This is a genomic window from Geobacillus sp. FSL W8-1251, assembly GCF_038005945.1.
Lineage (GTDB): Bacteria > Bacillota > Bacilli > Bacillales > Anoxybacillaceae > Geobacillus > Geobacillus stearothermophilus.
Window position 1 is genome coordinate 2,941,034 of the sequence record NZ_JBBOUF010000001.1, and the last position, 20,112, is coordinate 2,961,145.

14 protein-coding genes and 2 pseudogenes are annotated in these 20,112 nt (G+C 48.0%); 14 read left to right on the forward strand and 2 right to left on the reverse strand.

Annotated features, from left to right (window positions below; all coding sequences use genetic code 11):
• The first annotated feature begins 198 nt into the window (after nt 1–198).
• From NSS88_RS15570 to NSS88_RS15585, 4 genes and pseudogenes are all read left to right on the forward strand, one after another.
• Complete coding sequence (locus NSS88_RS15570; protein WP_341085227.1) at nt 199–3,453, forward strand: hypothetical protein; 3,255 nt, start codon at nt 199–201, stop codon at nt 3,451–3,453.
• A gap of 100 nt (nt 3,454–3,553) precedes the next feature.
• A pseudogene (locus tag NSS88_RS15575) lies at nt 3,554–3,733 on the forward strand (glycosyltransferase family 39 protein); the annotation flags it as partial.
• Nucleotides 3,726–4,220, forward strand: a pseudogene (locus NSS88_RS15580) (glycosyltransferase); the annotation flags it as partial. The pseudogenes NSS88_RS15575 and NSS88_RS15580, both read left to right, overlap by 8 nt.
• Nucleotides 4,192–4,596: a GtrA family protein gene (locus NSS88_RS15585; protein ID WP_014196089.1), complete on the forward strand. Its 405-nt coding sequence runs from the start codon at nt 4,192–4,194 to the stop codon at nt 4,594–4,596. The pseudogene NSS88_RS15580 and the gene NSS88_RS15585, both read left to right, overlap by 29 nt.
• 91 nt (nt 4,597–4,687) lie before the next feature.
• Here the strand turns inward: NSS88_RS15585 and NSS88_RS15590 are convergent, their stop codons facing one another.
• Together NSS88_RS15590 and proB are read right to left on the reverse strand one after the other, a co-directional pair.
• Nucleotides 4,688–5,932 (reverse strand): glutamate-5-semialdehyde dehydrogenase, encoded by a 1,245-nt coding sequence (locus NSS88_RS15590; protein ID WP_341085228.1) that lies wholly within the window; start codon nt 5,930–5,932, stop codon nt 4,688–4,690.
• Nucleotides 5,929–7,053: a glutamate 5-kinase gene (gene proB / locus NSS88_RS15595; RefSeq protein WP_055358159.1), complete on the reverse strand. Its 1,125-nt coding sequence runs from the start codon at nt 7,051–7,053 to the stop codon at nt 5,929–5,931. The genes NSS88_RS15590 and proB overlap by 4 nt, the downstream gene beginning before the upstream one ends.
• A gap of 505 nt (nt 7,054–7,558) precedes the next feature.
• Between proB and ilvD the strand changes: the two genes are divergently transcribed.
• The 10 genes from ilvD (at nt 7,559) to NSS88_RS15645 (ending at nt 19,942) form a co-directional block, all read left to right on the forward strand.
• Nucleotides 7,559–9,238 (forward strand): dihydroxy-acid dehydratase, encoded by a 1,680-nt coding sequence (gene ilvD, locus NSS88_RS15600; RefSeq protein ID WP_049624951.1) that lies wholly within the window; start codon nt 7,559–7,561, stop codon nt 9,236–9,238.
• Nucleotides 9,239–9,548: 310 nt separating this feature from the next.
• Nucleotides 9,549–10,367, forward strand: a complete 819-nt coding sequence (locus tag NSS88_RS15605; RefSeq protein ID WP_051049851.1) for an IS982 family transposase — start codon at nt 9,549–9,551, stop codon at nt 10,365–10,367.
• A 402-nt stretch (nt 10,368–10,769) separates the two neighbouring features.
• Nucleotides 10,770–12,038: a hypothetical protein gene (locus tag NSS88_RS15610; protein WP_044746795.1), complete on the forward strand. Its 1,269-nt coding sequence runs from the start codon at nt 10,770–10,772 to the stop codon at nt 12,036–12,038.
• A 19-nt stretch (nt 12,039–12,057) separates the two neighbouring features.
• The gene (locus NSS88_RS15615; RefSeq protein ID WP_044746796.1) at nt 12,058–13,101 is read left to right on the forward strand and encodes a ParA family protein; all 1,044 of its coding nucleotides are present in this window, start codon (nt 12,058–12,060) and stop codon (nt 13,099–13,101) included.
• A gap of 25 nt (nt 13,102–13,126) precedes the next feature.
• Nucleotides 13,127–13,486 carry a hypothetical protein gene (locus tag NSS88_RS15620; RefSeq protein WP_044746797.1) on the forward strand — a complete coding sequence of 120 codons (360 nt, stop codon included), beginning with the start codon at nt 13,127–13,129 and terminating at the stop codon, nt 13,484–13,486.
• Between the two features lie 13 nt (nt 13,487–13,499).
• Nucleotides 13,500–15,377, forward strand: coding sequence for an HsdM family class I SAM-dependent methyltransferase (locus NSS88_RS15625; protein WP_341085229.1), 1,878 nt, complete (start codon nt 13,500–13,502; stop codon nt 15,375–15,377).
• Between the two features lie 10 nt (nt 15,378–15,387).
• On the forward strand, nt 15,388–16,176 hold the full coding sequence (locus NSS88_RS15630) for a restriction endonuclease subunit S (RefSeq protein ID WP_341085230.1): 789 nt from the start codon (nt 15,388–15,390) through the stop codon (nt 16,174–16,176).
• A gap of 102 nt (nt 16,177–16,278) precedes the next feature.
• Complete coding sequence (locus NSS88_RS15635; RefSeq protein ID WP_050367390.1) at nt 16,279–17,454, forward strand: ISL3 family transposase; 1,176 nt, start codon at nt 16,279–16,281, stop codon at nt 17,452–17,454.
• Nucleotides 17,451–17,801 carry a hypothetical protein gene (locus tag NSS88_RS15640; RefSeq protein ID WP_341085231.1) on the forward strand — a complete coding sequence of 117 codons (351 nt, stop codon included), beginning with the start codon at nt 17,451–17,453 and terminating at the stop codon, nt 17,799–17,801. The genes NSS88_RS15635 and NSS88_RS15640 overlap by 4 nt, the downstream gene beginning before the upstream one ends.
• A gap of 527 nt (nt 17,802–18,328) precedes the next feature.
• Nucleotides 18,329–19,942: an IS1634 family transposase gene (locus tag NSS88_RS15645; RefSeq protein WP_340994618.1), complete on the forward strand. Its 1,614-nt coding sequence runs from the start codon at nt 18,329–18,331 to the stop codon at nt 19,940–19,942.
• Nucleotides 19,943–20,112 lie beyond the last annotated feature (170 nt).

Consider the following 20,112-nt stretch of genomic DNA (forward strand, 5'->3'; position numbering starts at 1 on the left):
GCGGGCAAGCAAGCTCCTAGGCAAAGGGGCTTGCTTTTTTGATTCCCTCATTGGCAAGGGTTGCCGCCACTTGATTGGAAATGGACTTCGGTTGACCAAAAAAGAAATTTCGAATGCCGCATCCGCCTGTTCTTGCCGGACAATCGTTTCGTGTGTTATAAATAGGGGAAATAGGTGAAAGATTGAGAGAGTGGGGAGATGGAGAAGCGGGTGTTCAGCTGGCTTTATGTGTATATGGTCTTGGCAGTGCTGGTTCTGTTCGCGCCCTATTGGCTTTGGTGGCTGAAACCAGAAACAAAGCTTGATTTGCTCATTGTCGACAAAACGGTGCCCGATCGGTCGTATCACGAGCATCAAGGGCTCGTTTGGGTCTTGAATCAGCAAAAATACGTCCACGGCAACGGAGAGCGATACAAAGCTGCGCGCGATTACGCCGGGTTTGCGCCGAAACAGGATGAAACGTACGAGGTGCGGCCGCTGCCAAAGGAGATGGCACGGTACGATGCGGTCTATATCGTTGACACATATGGGGTATATGAGGAAGAGTTTGTCCACAAGCAAACGGACGGCGCGCGGGCGAAAGTGTACGGCGGGCTTGAGCGGCAGGAGATGGAGTCGCTTTGGCGGTTTGCCCGCCAAGGCGGGAAAACGTTGATCGCCGAGTTCAATTCGATGGCCCATCCGACAGAAAACGAAGTGCGCGCCTCGTTTGCCCAGCTGTTCGGCCTTGAGTGGACCGGCTGGATCGGCCGTTATTTTCCTGATTTGAACAGCCAGGAAGTGCCAGTGTGGGTGAAAGAAAACTACAAAGCGCAATACGGAAAGGCGTTTTCGTTCCGCGGGCCGGGTATGGTGTTGATCGATGAGTCGGATCGGCTTCTTGTCCTCGATCGGCGCGACCTTGGCGGCGGTGGCGTCATGTTTTCCTCCACAAAAGCGGGGGAAGCCCGTTGGGGCGGCAAGATGCGCACATCGTATTCGTATTGGTTTGACATCGTCAAGCCGCTTGATGAGCGCATGGTGCTCGCAACGTACACGCTGTCGCTGTCTGAGCGCGGGAAAGAGAAGCTGCGGGCGATCGGGCTGCCGTTTTCCTTTCCGGCCGTTGTCCGCTATGAGACAAAGATGTATCAGTCGTATTACTTTTGCGGCGATTACGCTGATCAAGGGAAACTGCCTTCCGTTTATCAGACCGTGGGGCTGGATGTATGGCGCAAATGGACGGAGGACGGCCGCTCGGACAACGGCGCGGCCTTTTACTGGAAGGCGTACGTGCCGATGATGAAAGCGATTTTGCGGGAAATCAAGGCATATAAGGAAGATGGCAAGCTGCAGGACGCCGTTCAAACGGTGGAACAAAGCGGCGTCCGCTTGGCGGGAACGGTCGGGCGCGACTATTTGCAAGTATACCGCAACGGGAGATGGGAGCCGCTGCTCATCAAAGGAGTCAACCTCGGCATCAGCAAACCCGGCGCGTTTCCGGGAGAGGCGAAGATTACGAAGGAAGAATATTTCCGCTGGCTGCAGTATATCGGGGCGATGGGGGCGAATGCCATCCGCGTCTATACGATCCATCCACCGGCGTTTTACGAGGCGCTTTACGAGTACAACCAAATAGCGAAGCAGCCGCTTTATTTGTTCCATGGCGTCTGGATCGATGAAGGGACGATGCTGCGGACGAAGGATGTGTGGGCGCCTGAGGTGAGTGAGGCGTTTCGCACGGACATTCGCCGTACGATTGACCTCGTTCATGGCAAGGCCCGCATTGCAAAACGGCCTGGGCATGCCGGCGGGATGTACCGATACGACCTTTCTCCGTATGTTCTCGGCTGGATTTTCGGTGTCGAGTGGGATCCGGACGTTGTGGCGGCGACGAACGAAAAACACTCGAAGCAGGGCGACTACCGCGGCAAATACGTATACACGAAAGGAGCCAGCCCGTTTGAGGCATGGCTGGCCCGTATGATCGACGAAGCGGTGGCGTATGAAACGGAAACATACGGCTGGCAGCGGCCGGTCAGTTTTACGAATTGGGTGACGACCGACCTCCTCCGCCATCCGGCCGAACCGTTTGTGAAAGAAGATTTTGTTTCCGTCAACCCGAATGTCATGTACGCCACCGACAAGCTGCGCGCCGGGCTGTTTGCGTCATACCATATTTATCCGTATTACCCTGACTTTTTGAATCGTGAGGAAAAATACGTCAGCTATGTTGACCAACGCGGCGAGCAGAACAGCTATGCCGGCTACTTGCATGACATGAAGGCGGCGCACCGGATGCCGATTTTGGTCGCTGAATTTGGCGTTCCTTCTTCGCGCGGCATGGCGCATCGAAATGTACATGGGAAAAATCAGGGGTTTTTGTCGGAACAAGAACAAGGAACGATCGACCGGGAGCTGTTTGAGGACATCGTCCATGAGTGGATGGCGGGAGGGCTGTTGTTTTCCTGGCAGGATGAATGGTTCAAGCGGACATGGAACACAATGGATTATGACAACCGGGACCGCCGCCCGTTTTGGCTGAACGTGCAGACGAACGAACAACAATTTGGATTGCTTCGGTTTGAGCCAGGTCCAAGCGCAGCCGCGATGATGAAGGTCGACGGCCGAAAAGACGATTGGACATTCAACGGAATCCGGCCAGCTTGGACAGAGGGCAAGCGGGCGCTGTACGTCACAAGCGATGAAGGGTATTTGTATGTGCGGCTTGACAGCGGACGCATCACCGATCGGACGACGGTCTACATGGCGTTTGACACGATTCCGAACCAAGGGCAATCGCTCCTGCCCGGCCTGTCTGGCGTCCGGACAGCGGGAATTGACTTTGCCTTGGTCATTCATGGAGAACAGAGCGCCCGGCTGCTTGTCGACAGCTACTATGACACGTTTTACTTCCATTACGGAAAAGAGCTGCATATGATGCCGGCGGCCCCGTACGCCAATCGCAAAGATAACGGCGTCTACCACCCGATTCGCCTGACGTTGAACAAAAAATTGGAGGAAATCCGCGGCAAGGCTGTGCCGTTCGACTCATATGAAACAGGGGTGTTGCGGTTTGGCACAGCCAACCCCGACGATGAGGCATACGATTCACTCACGGATATCAGCGTCAGCCGCGATGGCGATATGTACGAAATCCGCCTGCCATGGGCGCTTTTGAACGTGACCGATCCGAGCCGGCGCGAGGTGATGGGCGACATGTGGTCGAAAGGCGGGCTCAAAAGCCGTGTCATCGTTGAAGGCATTCGTCTTGGTTTGTACGTTGAGGATGGAGACGATTCGTTTTCTTTCCCGGCGATGAACGGGAATGTGCTGCCGGCCGCGCGATTTTATGAGTACACGTGGCCGGTGTGGGAGGCGCCGCGCTATCATGAGCGGCTGAAGCAGTCGTATGAGGTGATGAAAGAGGCGTTTTCACGCGTGGACATCGCAAAGCAGCAGGGAGTGGAATAAAAAGAAAAGGGCTTGCCTCCTCTCGACATCATGATCATTCATCAAAGCAGGCGCCTGTTCAAACAACAGAAGGCAGAAGCCAAACCGATCGTCAAGCAGGAAAGTGCCGGCGGCGCTTTGGCTGCAGGCGTTGAGCGTGAAAGTGTTCGGAGTGAGCGATTTTAGCGTGCTTCTTCCGGAAGCGTTGGCGGGGGTTGCCTCGACGTGGATGATGTACGTGATCGTCAAGCCGTGGGCGGGGCGGATAGCGGCGCGCTGGGCAAGCTTCGTGTTTTCCTGCTATTGACCGGAAAGTGTGCGATCAGTTACGCTATATGAGAGAGCGAAGCCGGTTTGTTCGGGGGCTGGTAAGTTGGGTCGGCTTCCGGCAGACGGCGGTTGAATACGAACGGGAGCCGCGTTTCGCCGGTGAGACGAAATACCCGCTCAAAAAGATGATTCGGTTTTCGCTTGATGGCATCACCTCGTTTTCATACAAGCCGTTGAAGCTGGCGAGTTGGTTTGGGTTCTTGTTGTCGGCGGCCAGTGTGGTAGGGATGTTCGTTGTCCTTTATCTTAAATGGTTTGCTCATTCAACGGTCGCTGGCTGGGCGTCATTGTTGATGGCCGTGCTGCTTGGCAACGGGGTGACACTGCTCATGCTCGGCGCGATTGGCGAATATATCGGCCGGATTTACGATGAAGTGAAAGAGCGTCCGCTCTATATTGTCAATGAAACGTGGGGAGTCGGAACGAAACATGAACGAAAGCCTTCGTATATTCCGTAAAGAAAAACAAGCCGTATGGCGGTTTGGCCTCGTTGGGGTGAGCAATACCGCGGTGGACTTCGCCGTCTTTTTTTTGTTGACTGCTGCAGGCGCTAAGGCGGCGGTTGCCCAAGCCGTTGCCTACGGCGCCGGGATGGCGAACAGCTACATTTGGAATCGGCGTTGGACGTTTCAAGTCAAACGGAAAGCCAATATAAAGGAAGTTTTGCGCTTTCTTGTCGTCAACGGGCTGTCGTTCGGTGCATCGCTTGCCGTTTTGCTGGCCGCGGAACGGTTTGCATCGCTCTGGCTGGCGAAACTGGCGGCGACAATCGCCGGGATGGCGGTAAACTTTATCGGCAGCCGCTATTGGGTGTTTGTGGAAATGGAAAAATAAGGAAACGATCCGGAAGCCATGCGTTGGGTCCGGATCGTTTTATGCTTTAGAAACTTAGTGAAAAAGGAAGCCGTCTTCGTTGCAGCCATCGTTATGACTCCCGAATTTGCCCCGTCCCGTACACGAGCGATTTCGTTGTCGTGATGGCGACAAGCCCCATCGGACCACGGGCGTGCAGCTTTTGCGTGCTGATGCCGATTTCCGCTCCGTAGCCGAACTGTTCGCCGTCCGTGAAGCGGGTGGAGGCGTTATGGTACAAGACCGCCGCGTCGACCGCTTGGAAAAAGCGGCGGACGTTCGCTTCGTTTTCGGTGATGATCGCTTCTGAGTGCTTCGTCCCGTAGCGGCGGATATGGGCAATCGCCTCATCGACATCGGCAACGAGCTTAACCGCTAAAATCGGCGCCAAATATTCCGCATGCCAGTCGTCTTCCGTCGCCGGTTTGATGAACGGGTGCGATGACGCGAGGCGGTCGTCGCCGCGCAGCTCCACACCGCGGGCGTGCAGCGCCTCAAGCAAGTCGGCGGCATATGGCCAACGCTCATGGATGAGCACCGTTTCGATGGCGTTGCAGACGGACGGACGCTGCAATTTGGCGTTCAGGACGATGTTGATCGCCATTTGCCGCTCGGCTGATTCGTCGATGAACATATGACAGTTGCCGACGCCGGTCTCAAGCACCGGCACGGTGGCGTTTTCGACGACCGAGCGGATGAGCCCGGCTCCGCCGCGCGGGATGAGCACATCCAAGTAGTTGTTGAGACGGAACATACGCTGCGCCGTTTCCCGGCTCGTGTCTTCGAGCAGTTCAATCGCCGTTTCCGGAACGGTCGTCGTGCGGAGCGCTTCTTTCATGACGCGAACGAGCGCTTTGTTCGAATGAAGCGCTGATGTGCTGCCGCGAAGCAAAACCACGTTGCCCGTTTTCAAGCAAAGGCTCGCCGCATCGACCGTCACGTTCGGGCGCGCTTCGTACACCATGCCAATGACCCCAAGCGGCACGCGCACCGTTTGGATGCGGAGCCCGTTCGGCCGCGTCCACTCTGCGATGATTTCTCCGACCGGGTCAGGAAGCGAGGCGACTTGGCGGACGCCGTCGATGATTTGATCCATTCGTTTGTCGGTGAGCTGCAGCCGGTCGAGCAGAGCCGGTGACAGCCCTTGCTCGCGGCCTTGGGCCATATCTTTTTCGTTTTCTTGCAAAATGAAGGCGCGTTCGCGGTCGATGGCTTTGGCGATCTGTTCCAATGCGGCGTTTTTTTCTTTCGTAGACAGCATGGCTAACGTTTGTGACGCCGTTTTCAACCGTTCGGCTTTTTCGAGCAGTTCGCTCATTTCGATACACTCTCCTTTCGCAACGTGACCCAATTGTCGCGGTGGATGACTTCCGGGCGGTGAAGGTAAGAGTATTGCCGCGCTTCCTCACTCGGAAGTCCTTTTACTTTTTCTAAATCGGCGGCGGCATAATACACTTGGCCGCGGCCGATCGTGATCCCTTTCTCATTGACAACATCGACGACATCCATCGCATGAAAGTCGCCGGAAACGGCCGTGACGCCGGCGGGAAGCAAGCTTTTGCCGCGCGCAAGGAGCGCTTCCTCCGCGCCGCTGTCGACGGTGATCGTGCCGGCGACAGGCGCGTGATACGCGATCCATTGCTTGTGCATTTGCATTTGCTTCGGAAATGGGGCGCCGATGTACGTCCCATCACCTTTTCCGGCTAAAATATCGGCGAGTGCTTCTTTGCCTCGCCCGGTGCCAATAAAGACGCTGACGCCGAAGGACAACGCTTTTTGAGCGGCGAGAAGCTTTGAGCGCATGCCGCCGGTGCCGACTGCCGAGCCGCTGCCGCCGGCCGCTTCGATCATTTCGTCGGTAATGTGCGGCAAAAAGGTGTATTTTTTCGCTTGTGGATTCGTTTTCGGGTTGGCGTCATACAGCCCGTTAATGTCGGTAAGCAACATGAGCGCATCGGCGTGCAAAAAGCCGGCGACAAGCGCCGACAGCATATCGTTGTCGCCAAACGTCAATTCTTCAACGGAAACGGAGTCGTTTTCATTGATGATCGGGATCGCCCCGTGTTCGAGCAGCGTCGTCATCGTGGCGAACAAGTTGCGAAACCGTTCGCGGCTATAAAAGTCGCTGCGCGTCAACAACAGCTGAGCGGCCGTAAAGCCGAATTGGGCGAACGCCGAGCTGTACGCCTGCATGAGCAAGCTTTGCCCGACGGCAGCCGCGGCTTGTTTGCCGGCGATCGTCGTCGGCCGCGCCGGGTAGCCGAGCGGCCCGAACCCGGCGGCGACAGCGCCGGACGTGATGAGAATGACGTCATGGCCGAGCTGTTTCAGATAGGCGATGGCTTCAACATGGCCGTGCAGCTTGTCGCGGCAAAGGCCACCTTTCGGATCGGTGAGCGAGCTGCTGCCGATTTTGACCACTACGCGCTGCCGTTTCATCGCGTTCCTCCCTCCTTTGCGTGTTGAATGGCATGAGTTGGATTGCCTAGCCGTCCTGCGAAGCGGCCGGCCAATAAAAAACGCTTTTCCTCCTTATCGCAAAAGGACGGAAAAGCGTTCCGCGGTACCACCTTTTTTGGCGCCTAAAGCGCCCCCTCGAGCCTGTAACGCAGGCGTGCGGCTTATGTTTGCATAAGCGGCCGTCTAGGGCAGGTTCAACCGGCTTCCCGCGAGGAACCTTCCAGCCTATGGGTTCCACTCTCTGGCGCGTTCCCTCGGTTTACTAGTCCCGTGCCGTTCCTGTTGTTTTCTTGTCAAGGAGTGCAATTTGTAAGAAATTATGACGCCAAATGCTCCGGTTGTCAAGAGGAAAGGCTGATTTTTCTGACTTGTTTTTTCGAAGTGGATTTTGAAAACGAATTCATAATAAAGGTAATTGTCTTTCTATTAGAAAAAGTGGTACAATACTAGCAATCAATCAAACCGCATGATGGAGGGACCGATGATGAAAAAACGGCGCAGCGACATGATCAAAAAAGGATTTGACCGTGCTCCGCACCGAAGCCTATTGCGAGCGGCGGGCGTAAAAGAAGAAGACTTTGATAAACCGTTTATTGCGGTGGTGAATTCATACATCGACATTATTCCGGGGCACGTTCACTTGCAAGAGTTTGGGAGAATCGTGAAAGAAGCGATTCGCGAAGCGGGCGGCGTGCCGTTTGAAATGAACACGATCGGCGTTGACGACGGTATTGCGATGGGTCATATCGGGATGCGCTATTCGCTGCCGAGCCGGGAAATCATCGCCGATTCGATCGAAACGGTTATCTCGGCGCATTGGTTTGACGGCATGGTGTGCATTCCGAACTGCGACAAAATTACGCCGGGAATGATGATGGCGGCGATGCGTCTTAACATTCCGACGATTTTCGTCAGCGGGGGACCGATGAAAGCCGGCGTGACGAAGGATGGGCGGAAAATTTCACTGTCATCTGTATTTGAAGGCGTCGGGGCGTATTTAGGGGGAACGCTCGATGAGAAAGGGCTTGAAGAACTCGAACGGTACGGCTGTCCGACGTGCGGATCGTGCTCGGGCATGTTTACGGCCAACTCGATGAACTGTCTCGCTGAAGCGCTCGGGCTTGCACTGCCGGGCAACGGCACGATTTTGGCGGTTGACCCAGCGCGCAAAGAGCTGGTCCGCCAATCGGCAAAGCAGCTGATGTATTTGATCGAACATGACATCAAACCGCGCGACATCGTCACCGAAAAAGCGATCGACAATGCGTTTGCCCTCGACATGGCACTTGGCGGCTCGACGAATACGGTGCTGCATACGCTGGCGATCGCCAACGAAGCCGGCATCGAGTACTCGCTTGAGCGCATCAACGAAGTGGCGGCGCGCGTGCCGCATTTGGCCAAACTCGCCCCGGCGTCGGACATCCATTACATCGAAGACTTGCATGAAGCGGGCGGCGTTTCGGCCGTGTTGAACGAGCTGGCGAAAAAAGAAGGTACGCTTCATTTAGATACGCTCACCGTCACGGGCAAAACGCTCGGGGAAAACATCGCCGGCTGCGAAGTGAAAAACTATGACGTCATCCGGCCGATTGACAACCCGTATTCGGAAACGGGAGGGCTCGCCATTTTGTTTGGCAACCTGGCGCCGGACGGCGCCGTCATTAAAACCGGGGCGGTGCAAGGCGGCATCACGCGCCATGAAGGGCCCGCGATCGTCTTCGACTCCCAAGAGGAAGCGCTCGAGGGCATTGCCAGCGGGAAAATCAAGCCGGGACATGTTGTCGTCATCCGCTACGAAGGGCCAAAAGGCGGCCCAGGGATGCCGGAAATGCTGGCGCCGACGTCGCAAATCGTCGGCATGGGGCTCGGCACCAAAGTGGCGCTTGTCACTGACGGCCGCTTCTCCGGCGCCTCGCGCGGCCTATCCGTCGGCCACGTTTCACCGGAAGCGGCCGAAGGCGGACCGATCGCGTTCATCCAAGACGGCGATATCATCGAGATCGATACGGTGAAACGAACGATCAACGTCAAGCTGTCCGATGAAGAGCTCGAACGCCGGAAAGCGAACTGGAAAGGCTTTGAACCAAAAGTGAAAACCGGGTATCTCGCCCGCTACTCGAAACACGTCACCTCGGCGAGCACGGGGGGGATTATGAGGATTTAGCGGATTTCTGTAAGAGCGTTGTCCCCTTCCAAGCGCGCGAGGGACGCCATTAGACGATCAGAATCAAAAGAGGCGGTTTTTCCGCCTCTTTCATTTATTTTGGAAAGGAGCGTCCATCGCCTCCCTCCTGTTTTCGGTTGATGTTGACAATCACCATCCTAGCAGGGAGAGAGTCCTTTTTTCACGACATTTGCTTATTCTACCGCGCTTCGCTTGGTGGCCCCGACGAGCGTCGCGAACAAAAGTTCGCAACCCTCGTCGGGGATCATTTCGGAATGTCACCCACAAATATTTTACTTACACTGCCGCCATTTTCGTTTTTGTTTCTGCTCAACTTTCATGCATTCAGGTGCATCTTCATCGTCGAAATCGCCATTTGGTCAAGCAAGAGGACGCTGTCATCATCGCCATTCATCTTTTAGGAAAGCTGCTCGGTTTTACATCCGAACGGGCATGGCATCGTTTTGTCACGGGAAATTTGTTCACAAACGGCTCGTTTCTTGAACGCTCCCGATACAACCGCCGTTGCCGGGCGCTTGGTTTCGCCATCAAATGGATCCGTCATGAGCTGGCAAAACGCGGTCAACATCATGCCTATGCCGTCGTGGACAGCTTGCCGCTCCCGTTGTGCCATACGGCAAGAATGCATCGCGTCAAACGGTTTCAAGAGATCGCCGACATCGGGTATTGCGCTTCCAAAAAGCAATGGTACTACGGGTTGAAGCTGCACCTTCAAGTGACCGATCAAGGGCTGCCAATGGGGTATGTGGTGACGGAAGCATCTTGCCACGATCGAATCGCAGCCGAAAGCGTGATGACCCAAATTCCCCACCCGTATAACTTTGGGGACAAAGGATTCATTAGCCGTGACTTGCAAAAAAGGCTGTACGAAGAATACCAAATGGCGCTTTGGACTCCGTCTCGAAAAAACCAGAAACATCGTGCGTCTGAGACATGGGAGCAGTGGATCCAACAAAAACGCAAAGTGATCGAGACGGTGTTCTCGGTTCTGGTTGACCACTATCGCATCACGGGGATCCGAGCCAATTCGATTATCGGATTTGAAGTGGCACTAGACGGTATATTGTTAGCTTATTCCCTGGTTACACTTGGGCTAGTTGAGCGCTAAAGCTCAACTAGCACCACGGGTTAATAGCGAACAGTGCCAGGTACTGTTCGCTAATTATGGTACTATGAACACTGTTGTCTATAAAAAACAAGAACTTCAATGGTTCTGAAAGTTGGAATCATTGTTGTGTTTATCACTCTATCACAACCATTTTACGGTATGCCCAACATATGGCGATGGGTTTGAAAAAGGAGATGGAAGATAGATATGTACATCTTTAGATATATTGAGAAAAGAGAGACAAGTAAATCTTCCGTTACATATTGTAGCGGGAGATTTATTGTTATTTAATAAGAGAATAAAATGAACAATAAAAAACAAATGCTCAAAAAATGTTTGACATATTATGCATTTGTTAGTAAATTATAATTGAAGATGAAAAAATATAAAAAAGAGAACAAAATGAACAATAAAGGATGTGGTTGTATACGTAAATTTATTCGCGAAAAAGATTTGCGGACCGAACGTTTAGATCCGTATTTTTATCAAATTGAATTGGAGTTGAAAAAGAAATTAGAAAATAAACAGACTGTTCCTTTACGGATGTTATGTAAAGAAATTACAGATGGAACAAGAAATGCGACAGAGTTTGTTGGTTATAGAACGAATGTCCCTTATATCCGCTTATCAAATATTGTGGATAATAAGTTAGTGCAAAAAGGGATGAAATATTTATTTGATTTAGATGGAATTGAGGAGAAAGCGGTTGTTAGGAAAGGGGATATTTTAATTTCGAAAATTGTCTCGCTTCCTAAAATTGCTCTTGTTGATGAGGAATATGATGGTGCTGTTATTAGTCCTGATATTATAAAAATTCGTCCTGTGGATCAACAAGCTCAAGAAATATTAATGAAGTTTTTTTCTTCAAATATCGGAATGCTTTCATTAAAGAAAATGGCGGTTCCATCTGTATTGCCGAAAATTTCGCTTAAACAACTAGAAGGTTTAGTAGTTGTAACAGATATAGAAGAATGCTGGGAAACATCAAAAGGTGTTTTAAAACAAAAACTCTCCGATTTATATGAAAATAGGTTGAATGAGAAGAACATACCACTGCCAACAAGGTTTTGGATCGAGAATCAATTTTTAATGGATCGATGGGATGTTCATTATTATCGTTATCAGCAATCCGATATTTTTAAACAATTAAAATACAAAATCAGAAATGAGAACTGGGTAAAGCTAAGGGATGTGTGTGAAATATTGACTCATACACTAAGCCCAATAGATTATTGGGATAAACAAATTAGATATGTCGGTTTAAAACATATCGATGCTCAGCAATATAAAATCGTAACAACAGAGACAGTGTTGTTTAATAAGGTGCAAAGTAGGGCGCGCTATGTATTACAAGAAAATGATATCTTGGTTGGTGTGGTTGGACCTTACATTGGTGAAAGTAACCATCCATTAGCGTTTGTCAATAAGAGCTATCAAGGTGCAATTGCTTCTAGCGCATTTACTGTAATACGCGCGATCAAAATATCACCGTACTATTTATTATGGTGTTTAAATCATCCTCTAGTGAAATTTCAAATGAAAATGAAGAGACGCGGGCAGTGGCAAATAATGATAGGGTTAGAGAGTTTGAAAAATTTATATATACCTATAGTAGAAATCTCAAAAATACAGCTCATAGAAGATTGGTTAGAAAAGTTATTGAATACCTAAAGTAAGGAGGATTTGTGTAGTGGTCAGAGTGATTTCTTTGTTCAATCATAAAGGCGGTGTGAGTAAAACAACAACAACTTTTAACCTAGGTTGGGTACTAGCTGATCTAGGATATAGAGTAATTATGGTAGATGGAGATCCACAATGTAATTTAACGGGAATGGCATTAGATTTTTCAGGGATGGATGATTTTGAAGAGTTCTATGAGAAGAACCCGGATGGTAATATTAAGGATGCTTTAAAGCCAGCTTTTTTGTCTCAACCAGTTTCTCTTCAACCTGTCAAATGTTTGGAAGTGTCAGGTAGGGAGAACTTATTTGTTTTACCAGGACACGTAGGATTTGCAGAATATGATGTACCACTAGGCATTGCTCATGAAATGACTGGGAGCTTGCAAGTAACCCAAAATTTGCCAGGTTCTATTAATTATTTAATTCAGGAAACGGCAAAGTCTTATAATGCAGATTTTGTGTTAATTGATATGAGCCCAAGTATCAATTCAATTAACCAAAATTTATTTATGTTAAGTGATTATTTCATTATTCCATGTAGTCCAGATTATTTTTGCCTAATGGCCATTGATTCTCTTTGTAATGTCTTTCCTGCTTGGGTAGAATGGGGGAAAAGAGTGAAAGAAAGTAGAGTTTATGCCGAAGCTTTTTATCCGGCACCATCTACTCCACCAAAATTTTTAGGAACGATTTCGCAGAGATATCGTCCTAGGGATAAAAATCCGGCAAAATCTTTTCAAAAATGGATTGATAAAATTAATGAAAAAGTACAATTTAAACTAGTACCAACATTAAGAGAGTTAGATATGTTAATTGATAAATATGATGTCCAAGAAGATGGTTCGACACCGGATTATAATTTATCGTATATTTCAGATTTTAATAGCTTGATAGCACAATCTCAAAAACACAAAGTAGCTGTATTTGCATTAACGGATGAACAGATTGAACAATCAGGAAAAATACTAGAGACTCAAAAGAGAAATCGTGAAGATTTCAAAAAAGTTTTTTTGGAGTTGGCTGAAAAAATTATTCATAGAACATCAGTATAAACAATTAAAGGATGTGGTAACAGCAATGATTTTACATGAATATTTAAAAAATCCAAAAACCATTGACCAACTTGTGACGATTGCAAAGGAAAATGGGTTATACTGGAACCGCGCACAAATAGAATTATTTGTGCGCTTAGATCCAAGTATCATTCAAAATGCAGAAGGGCTTTGGACAGTGAAGCAAGATGAACGTCGGCAAATGATATTGGCAGCGATTGAGCGGGCGTTACAAGGTCGCCCGATGACAAAAATTGATCCAGATGTTTTCGCCCAGCTCCCTGCTGATGTCATTGTACCGCAAAGCGAAATTATTGATGTTGCCATTAGCAGCGGTAAATATGAATCACCGCGCGAAAATTTGCTTCGTGTAAAACGGAATTAGGGGGAAATAACGAATGGAAACAACAATTCAACACGTACAAGAACAATTAAAAATGAAAGGATATGGTCAATTCTCTGAACTTACTACAAATGAAGAAGATGGAACAAAGATTTTCACAGCGACAGGAGATGACAAAGTCGTTTACGTGAAAATCTTTGAAAAAGACGCTGATTTATCATATGCGGTGCAACAATCTGCACTAATTGAAGCGCAATATCATGAATCGGCTCCTGACTTTATTTGGGCCACGAATGGAGATGTAAACTATTACGCCGATTGTATTGAATCTGCGCCAATTGCAGAAATTCCATCTGTTGTGGATGTAACAAAAAAAGAAAAGAAAAAATTAACAAAACAAGAACTTTGGTCGCTTGATATTTATTCTAGTCTGCAAAAACGATTTGATGATTTACATGAGCGTCTTTACGGTCCTGCTGGTGCCGATAATATTAGTTCTACGAACGAGGCAATCGATGAACTGAGTAAATTACTGTTTATGGAAATTTTCCGCCTTTATCACCCTGATTATGTATTAAAAGAAGGAGAAAATGCTGGTTTAAAATTATATGACATTTTAAAGTATGAGTACATAAAGCAACATGGCAAAAAAGCGGTAAAACAAATCAAAGATGCATTTAAAGAAATAAAAAATCATGAAGATTATGTAGCGATCAACGACAAAGGTGAAAAGTGCTACATCTTTCACGAAGAAGAGTTTATTAAGTTAGAAAATCCGGCAAACTATGTTGCCGCATTTGAAGCTTTTCAAGAGCTCGGTGAGTTCGAAGATGATAATGGAGCAATTAAAAAGGCGACGTTAAAAGATGTAACCGCTGATATTTTAGGACGTCTATACGATGTGTTACTACGCGGAAAATATGACAGTAAAGTCGGTCAAGCAACGTATTTAACACCGCGTCAGGTAACCGAAGCAATGGTAGATATGGTAATGCATGATTTAACATCGAATCCAAAAGAAGCAGCCAAATTGCTAGAAACAGATGAAAATGGAAATCCAACCTTCCGTGTACTTGACCCAACTTGCGGATCTGGAGGATTTTTAATTAAAGCCTATGAAGCAATAAAAAGATACTTTACGAGAGAATTTGCTGGGATTCAAAAAGAAAAAATAACAGAGCATTTAGAAAAAATGAAAGAGCATAGCTTTGTTGGTGCCGATAAAACACGGAGCATGATTTTAAAAGCACGTTTGAATATGGCGATGCACGGATTGCCAAAAGCTCCGATTTTCTGGGTAAGCGACTCGTTAATGACCGATTCATTGCAACCTGAATCATTTGATGTGATTATCACAAACCCGCCGTTTGGCTCCGGTTCTGTATCCAATAAAACAGAAGAAGGCAGAGCCATTTTAGAACGTTATACATCCGGCATTGACGAAGACGGAAAACCGATGAAAAAAGGTTTATGTCTTGGAGCAAAGCCAAATAATAAAGGTGTTTGGAAACAAGTCAATTCGACAGACCAAGCGGTATTATTCATTGACCGAAATTTAGAGTTATTAAAACCAGGTGGTTATTTGATTATGGTCCTTCCAGATGGAATTTTAAGTAACTCAAGCTATAAACATGTACGTGAATATTTAATGGGTAAGAAAAACGAAGTAACAGGCGAATTTGAAGGTGGCCGCGCGATTGTGAAAGCGGTTGTTTCATTACCGACAGTTACATTCCAATTATCTGGTACAGGTGCGAAAACGTCATTCCTTTATATTAAAAAGAAAGAACATGAAAATGAAAAACAAGGACCAGTGTTTATGGCTGTTGCGGAAGAAATTGGGTTTGATGTGAAAAATAAAGTCGAAGTACAGCTTGGAAACGACCGGAACGATTTATTAAAGATTGTTGATGCGTATAAGAAAGGGGTTTAAAACACACCTCATGAAAACTGATGCAAAGTACGTAAATACAAGCTATATTGCAGATAGATTAGATGCCAATTACTATTCAGACAAATATTTGGTAATAGAGCAACAAATTAAAAATTCAGGCTATAAAGTTGTTAAATATCACGATATATGCGATGTCATAAAGTGTGGTCCATTTGGTTCTTCGGTTCTTGCAGAAAATTATAATGATACAGGGATTATAATGATAAGACCGTTGAACTTAAAAGAGGTGTTATTGTCCGAAGATGAATTAGTTCGCTTCCCAGAAGAATCATTAGGGACAGATTTTCCAGTATTTGAAGCAGGGGATATACTTTTTGCAAGAGTAGGTACACCTTCATGTTCAATAATTCCCAATTCTATTGAGAAGGTAACTATTAGTCCTAATATAATAGCCTCAAAACTAAAAAAGACAATTAATAAATATTATGTAGCGTTATTTTTAAATACTGACTATGGATTAAACCAACTTGAGAGAAGATTTAAAGCTGTTTCTCAACCTACCATCTCTACAGACGAAATAAAAACAATAGACATTGTTCTACCTAACGTTCATATTCAAAACTACATCGGCAACAAAATCCGAAAAGCGGAAGAGTTACGGGAAGAAGCGAAGCGATTAAAGGACGAAGCTGAATCGCTTCTCAGTCTAGTACTTAAATTAGATGAGTTTAAATATGAATCCACAAAATCATGGGTTGTTAACGCGGAGTTTTTAGAACCATATTTAAATGTTCAGTTTTATAATAAAGAGTGGCTCTTCACCACAAGTTGTACTTGATCATTGAAGATCGGTGTGCATAGAGAAAATAGAGGGTACAAAAAATGCGAATTTTCCTGTATGGTAAAGGTGTCCAAACCAAACCATTGGAGGAAAATTCGCATGTACGCTCAGTTTATCAAAGAACTCATCGATTTACCAGATGTTTTGATTCAAAAGGTGCGAAAAGAAGAAGAACGTTGGATTTTCGAACTTTCTCTTCCTGAACAATGCCCGTTATGTCCTGTTTGCTTGAAACGCACGATCAAAATGACAGGAAAAAAGAAGCAATGGATGCATGGGTATGCTCAACGGATCGGCATCTTTTGGGTGGAACTCCCTGTGGAGCGTAGACGTTGTTGTACATGTGGCATGACATTCAGCACGTCTTATCCCGGAATTTCCCCTCGAAGTGCAGCGACGGATGCGTTTCAGCAATGGGTGGCGCAATCTTGCATCGGAACATCCATTCAGGCGGTGGCTCGTATGCTCAAGCTTCCGTACACGACCGTTGAACGCTGGTTTTATACCCATGCCCCTTCCTTCCTATCGAATGACATCCAACCAAAGGCAGTTTGTGTCGATGAGTTTGCGTTTCGAAAAGGACATGATTACGGAGTGGCAGTCATGGATGCCGAAACGGGAGAAGTGTATGCCGTTGAAGCAGGAAAGAACGAGGAAGCCATTGGACGTGTGTTGGCTCCTGTGTCTGGTTCTGTTCAGTATGTCGTGAGTGATTTGGCTCCAGCGATGAAAAAAGCCATTCAAGGGGTGTGTCCGGAAGCGAAGCATGTGGTCGATTATTTTCATGTGATTCAATTGTTTACGGAAGCGTTGGATCGATGCCGCAAATCCTTCGGAAAAGGGAACAAGAAACATGGGCATGTTCGGCATGTTTGCCGCTTATTGACCCAGTGCCCCGAGAAACTCACCGAGGAGGAGCGCCAAACGGTGCGGGAGTGGCAGAAAGAGAGTGATTCCTTGCAGGCTGTCTATCAATCCCTTCAACATTTTCGTTATGTATCCAAAAGCCAAAACGAGCGACAAGCGAAACGTCGTTTGAACGCCTGGGTTCATAGGTATTTGTTTTGTCCTTGTTCTGCTGTTCGCGCCATCGCAAAATCACTCGTCAAACGAACAGACGAAATCATATCGTGCATTTTATCCCCTTATTCAAATGGGAAAATGGAGGGAACAAATAACAAGATCAAGCTGATGAAACGTCGGGGATACGGATACAGAAATATCCAGCGTTTTGCATTGCGGGTTCGGCTAGAAACAGCTAACATACTTTCATGACAGGTGCAAGTACAACTTTTGGTGATGAACCTAAAGAGTATTTGAGTTTCCAAAAACATTTAAAGTCTCTAGGAATTTCTTTATTTAAAATGAGTCAAGTTTTATATAAAATCATTAAAAATAATTCACCAGATGAAAATGATAGAGTTGAAAAAGGAATCCCATCACTTATTGTTTCAGATATTGATCCATATAGAATTGAGATAGAAAATGCAAAAATTCAAGTTTCACAAGATTATTATAAGGCTAATGAACACCAAGCAATCTGTGTAGACGATGTTGTTTATACAACGGCAGGACCACCTTTGGGAGAAGCTTGTCTATATAGATGCAACAAAGAAGTTTAACATATCCTTGACAGAAAAGTGGTTTGCCCATTTTCGACTGTCGAAGGCAAGCGTGCGGCTTGCCTCCGTCACGCCTTAGCGTGACGGAAGACCGAACAACGACTCGCTTCACAGACCCATTCATGGGTCTTTAAGCGGCGTTGTTCGGTCACTCGACAGTCGGATGCAATGACCGGCAAAGACGAAAAATGTTAAAGCTTTAAATTGCATCTATACCTGAATCCGTGATGGTTGGAAATCAACTTTGATTTTGGTGTTAGTTCTATGGATATATGATCCATACATCCCTTTTTTTGATGATTCCCTGCACCACTTTCATGTTTGAAAACGAGATAAATCCTCTTTTATGGAGATACAAACCAAAAAAGAGACAAAAAAAGTACAGGGGGGAGTGATGGATATGAGTACCCGAACATCTGTTTGTTATCTCACATTTCGCACCCTCTCAACGAAAATCGGGAGGATTTTTTCGTTCCGATGTCGAATGAATCCTTGACACACAAGGAACGTAAAGGAGTTTTTCTCTTATGAACGTTCAAGTCAAAAAGGTCTATCGCAATTATTATTTGAATATAATAAGTGCCCTATTCAAGAAACTGGGCCTGCCCCAATTGATTGACCATCTCGTTCCCGTTGATCCACAGTGCCAGACTCGAGTCAGCGATGCCGTTCAGGCCATCATCTACAATATGTTTGACGGCCGGCAAGCCCTCGTTCACGTGGAACGATGGGCTCAGGAGATCGATCTAGAGAAACTCATCCGTCCCGGTCTCCATCCTTCCTGGTTGAACGACGATGCCTTGGCTCGTCATCTCGACCGCTTGTATGAGGCCGATATTCACAAGGTGATCAGCACTTGCTTGATTCACATTTATCGCAAAGAAGGCCTTTCCCTCCGAGCCTTTCACGCCGATACGACGGACAAGACGGTTTACGGCGCGTATGAATCGGCCTCATTAGAGGCTTTGCAGATCACACATGGCTATAACCGCCATCATCGTTGGCAAAAACAGATCGGTTTCGGACTGGTCGGCAACGAGGACGGCATCCCGTTTTACGGCGATGTGCACGACGGCAACCTGCCTGACAAAACGTGGAATCCGGAGGTGCTGTCCCGTGTCCACGAACAGCTGAAGCAGGCCAAAATCGAAGACGAATGGATTTACGTGGCCGATTCTGCCGCGATGACGAAAGAGACCCTGGCGCAAACCAAAGCGGCCAACGCCTTTTTGATCACCAGAGGCCCTTCGTCGCTCCGGATCGTGAAAACCGCGCTGGCCGAAGCGGATGCTGAGGACACGACGTGGAGCGATCCCTTTACGTTGGCGGAGAGAAACGGCGCCACGTACCGGGTATGGGAAACGGCCTCGACGTATGAAGGCCACCCCGTTCGGCTGATCGTTGTTGAATCGAGCGCGCTCGACCAGCGCAAAGGAAAGACGCTTGAAAAAGAACGAACCAAAGAAGCGGAGCTTCTTCGCGAGGAACAAGCCCGTTGGGAGCGTCACCCCTTCTCCTGCCGGGAAGATGCCGAACAAGCCTTGGCGTCCCTCAAGGCGTCCCTTCGCCCCCGGTTTCATCGGGTTGAGGCCGCGGTCGAAGAGATCGTACGCCCGAAAAAACGGCGCGGACGGCCGAAAAAAGGGGCGGAACCCGAGGTGGAGACGCTGTATTTCTTGCACCTTGACGTCGAATTCGACCAAGACGCGTGGGAACAGGCGAGACGGAAAGCGTCCCGGTTTGTCCTCGTCACGACCGTTCCGAAGGAATGGAAGGGCCAACCCATGGATGCCCAAGAGATCTTGAAGCTGTATAAAGGGCAGATCTCGGTGGAAATGAACTTCGCTTTTTTGAAAGACCCTTTTTTCACGGATGAGATCTATGTCAAAAAGCCAGAACGAGTTGCGGTATTGGGCTATTTGTTTCTCTTGGCCTTGGCCATTTACCGCGTCTTTCAGCGCCGAGTGCGCCAGTTCATCACACCCGAACACCCATTAAAGGGCGCCGGAGGCCGCAAGCTGACCCGACCGACGGGACGGGCGATTTTTCAGCTGTTTCAATATGTGAACGTCATCCTGCTGGAGCTGCCGGATGGGCGCATCCAACGCTCACTGGATCGCTCCCTCACCCCTGAACAATGAAGGATTCTGCAGGGGTTGGGGCTGGATGAGAGCATTTACGTGTAACGTCATACGGAACGACCATCGATGGTAAAAAAAGGATTGCCATCGCTCGTCGTGTTGGTCAAAAAGTTATTCTGAAAAACTAAATAAAAAATCCTTTGTTTTGACCTTGTTAGGGTGCGAAATGT

Coding starts and splice junctions, on each gene's coding strand:
- NSS88_RS15570 (WP_341085227.1), top strand. CDS start 199: ATGGAGAAGCGGGTGTTCAGCTGGCTTTATGTGTATATGGTCTTGGCA.
- NSS88_RS15585 (WP_014196089.1), top strand. CDS start 4,192: ATGAACGAAAGCCTTCGTATATTCCGTAAAGAAAAACAAGCCGTATGG.
- NSS88_RS15590 (WP_341085228.1), bottom strand. CDS start 5,932: ATGAGCGAACTGCTCGAAAAAGCCGAACGGTTGAAAACGGCGTCACAA.
- proB (WP_055358159.1), bottom strand. CDS start 7,053: ATGAAACGGCAGCGCGTAGTGGTCAAAATCGGCAGCAGCTCGCTCACC.
- ilvD (WP_049624951.1), top strand. CDS start 7,559: ATGAAAAAACGGCGCAGCGACATGATCAAAAAAGGATTTGACCGTGCT.
- NSS88_RS15610 (WP_044746795.1), top strand. CDS start 10,770: ATGAACAATAAAGGATGTGGTTGTATACGTAAATTTATTCGCGAAAAA.
- NSS88_RS15620 (WP_044746797.1), top strand. CDS start 13,127: ATGATTTTACATGAATATTTAAAAAATCCAAAAACCATTGACCAACTT.
- NSS88_RS15625 (WP_341085229.1), top strand. CDS start 13,500: ATGGAAACAACAATTCAACACGTACAAGAACAATTAAAAATGAAAGGA.
- NSS88_RS15630 (WP_341085230.1), top strand. CDS start 15,388: ATGAAAACTGATGCAAAGTACGTAAATACAAGCTATATTGCAGATAGA.
- NSS88_RS15635 (WP_050367390.1), top strand. CDS start 16,279: ATGTACGCTCAGTTTATCAAAGAACTCATCGATTTACCAGATGTTTTG.
- NSS88_RS15640 (WP_341085231.1), top strand. CDS start 17,451: ATGACAGGTGCAAGTACAACTTTTGGTGATGAACCTAAAGAGTATTTG.
- NSS88_RS15645 (WP_340994618.1), top strand. CDS start 18,329: ATGAACGTTCAAGTCAAAAAGGTCTATCGCAATTATTATTTGAATATA.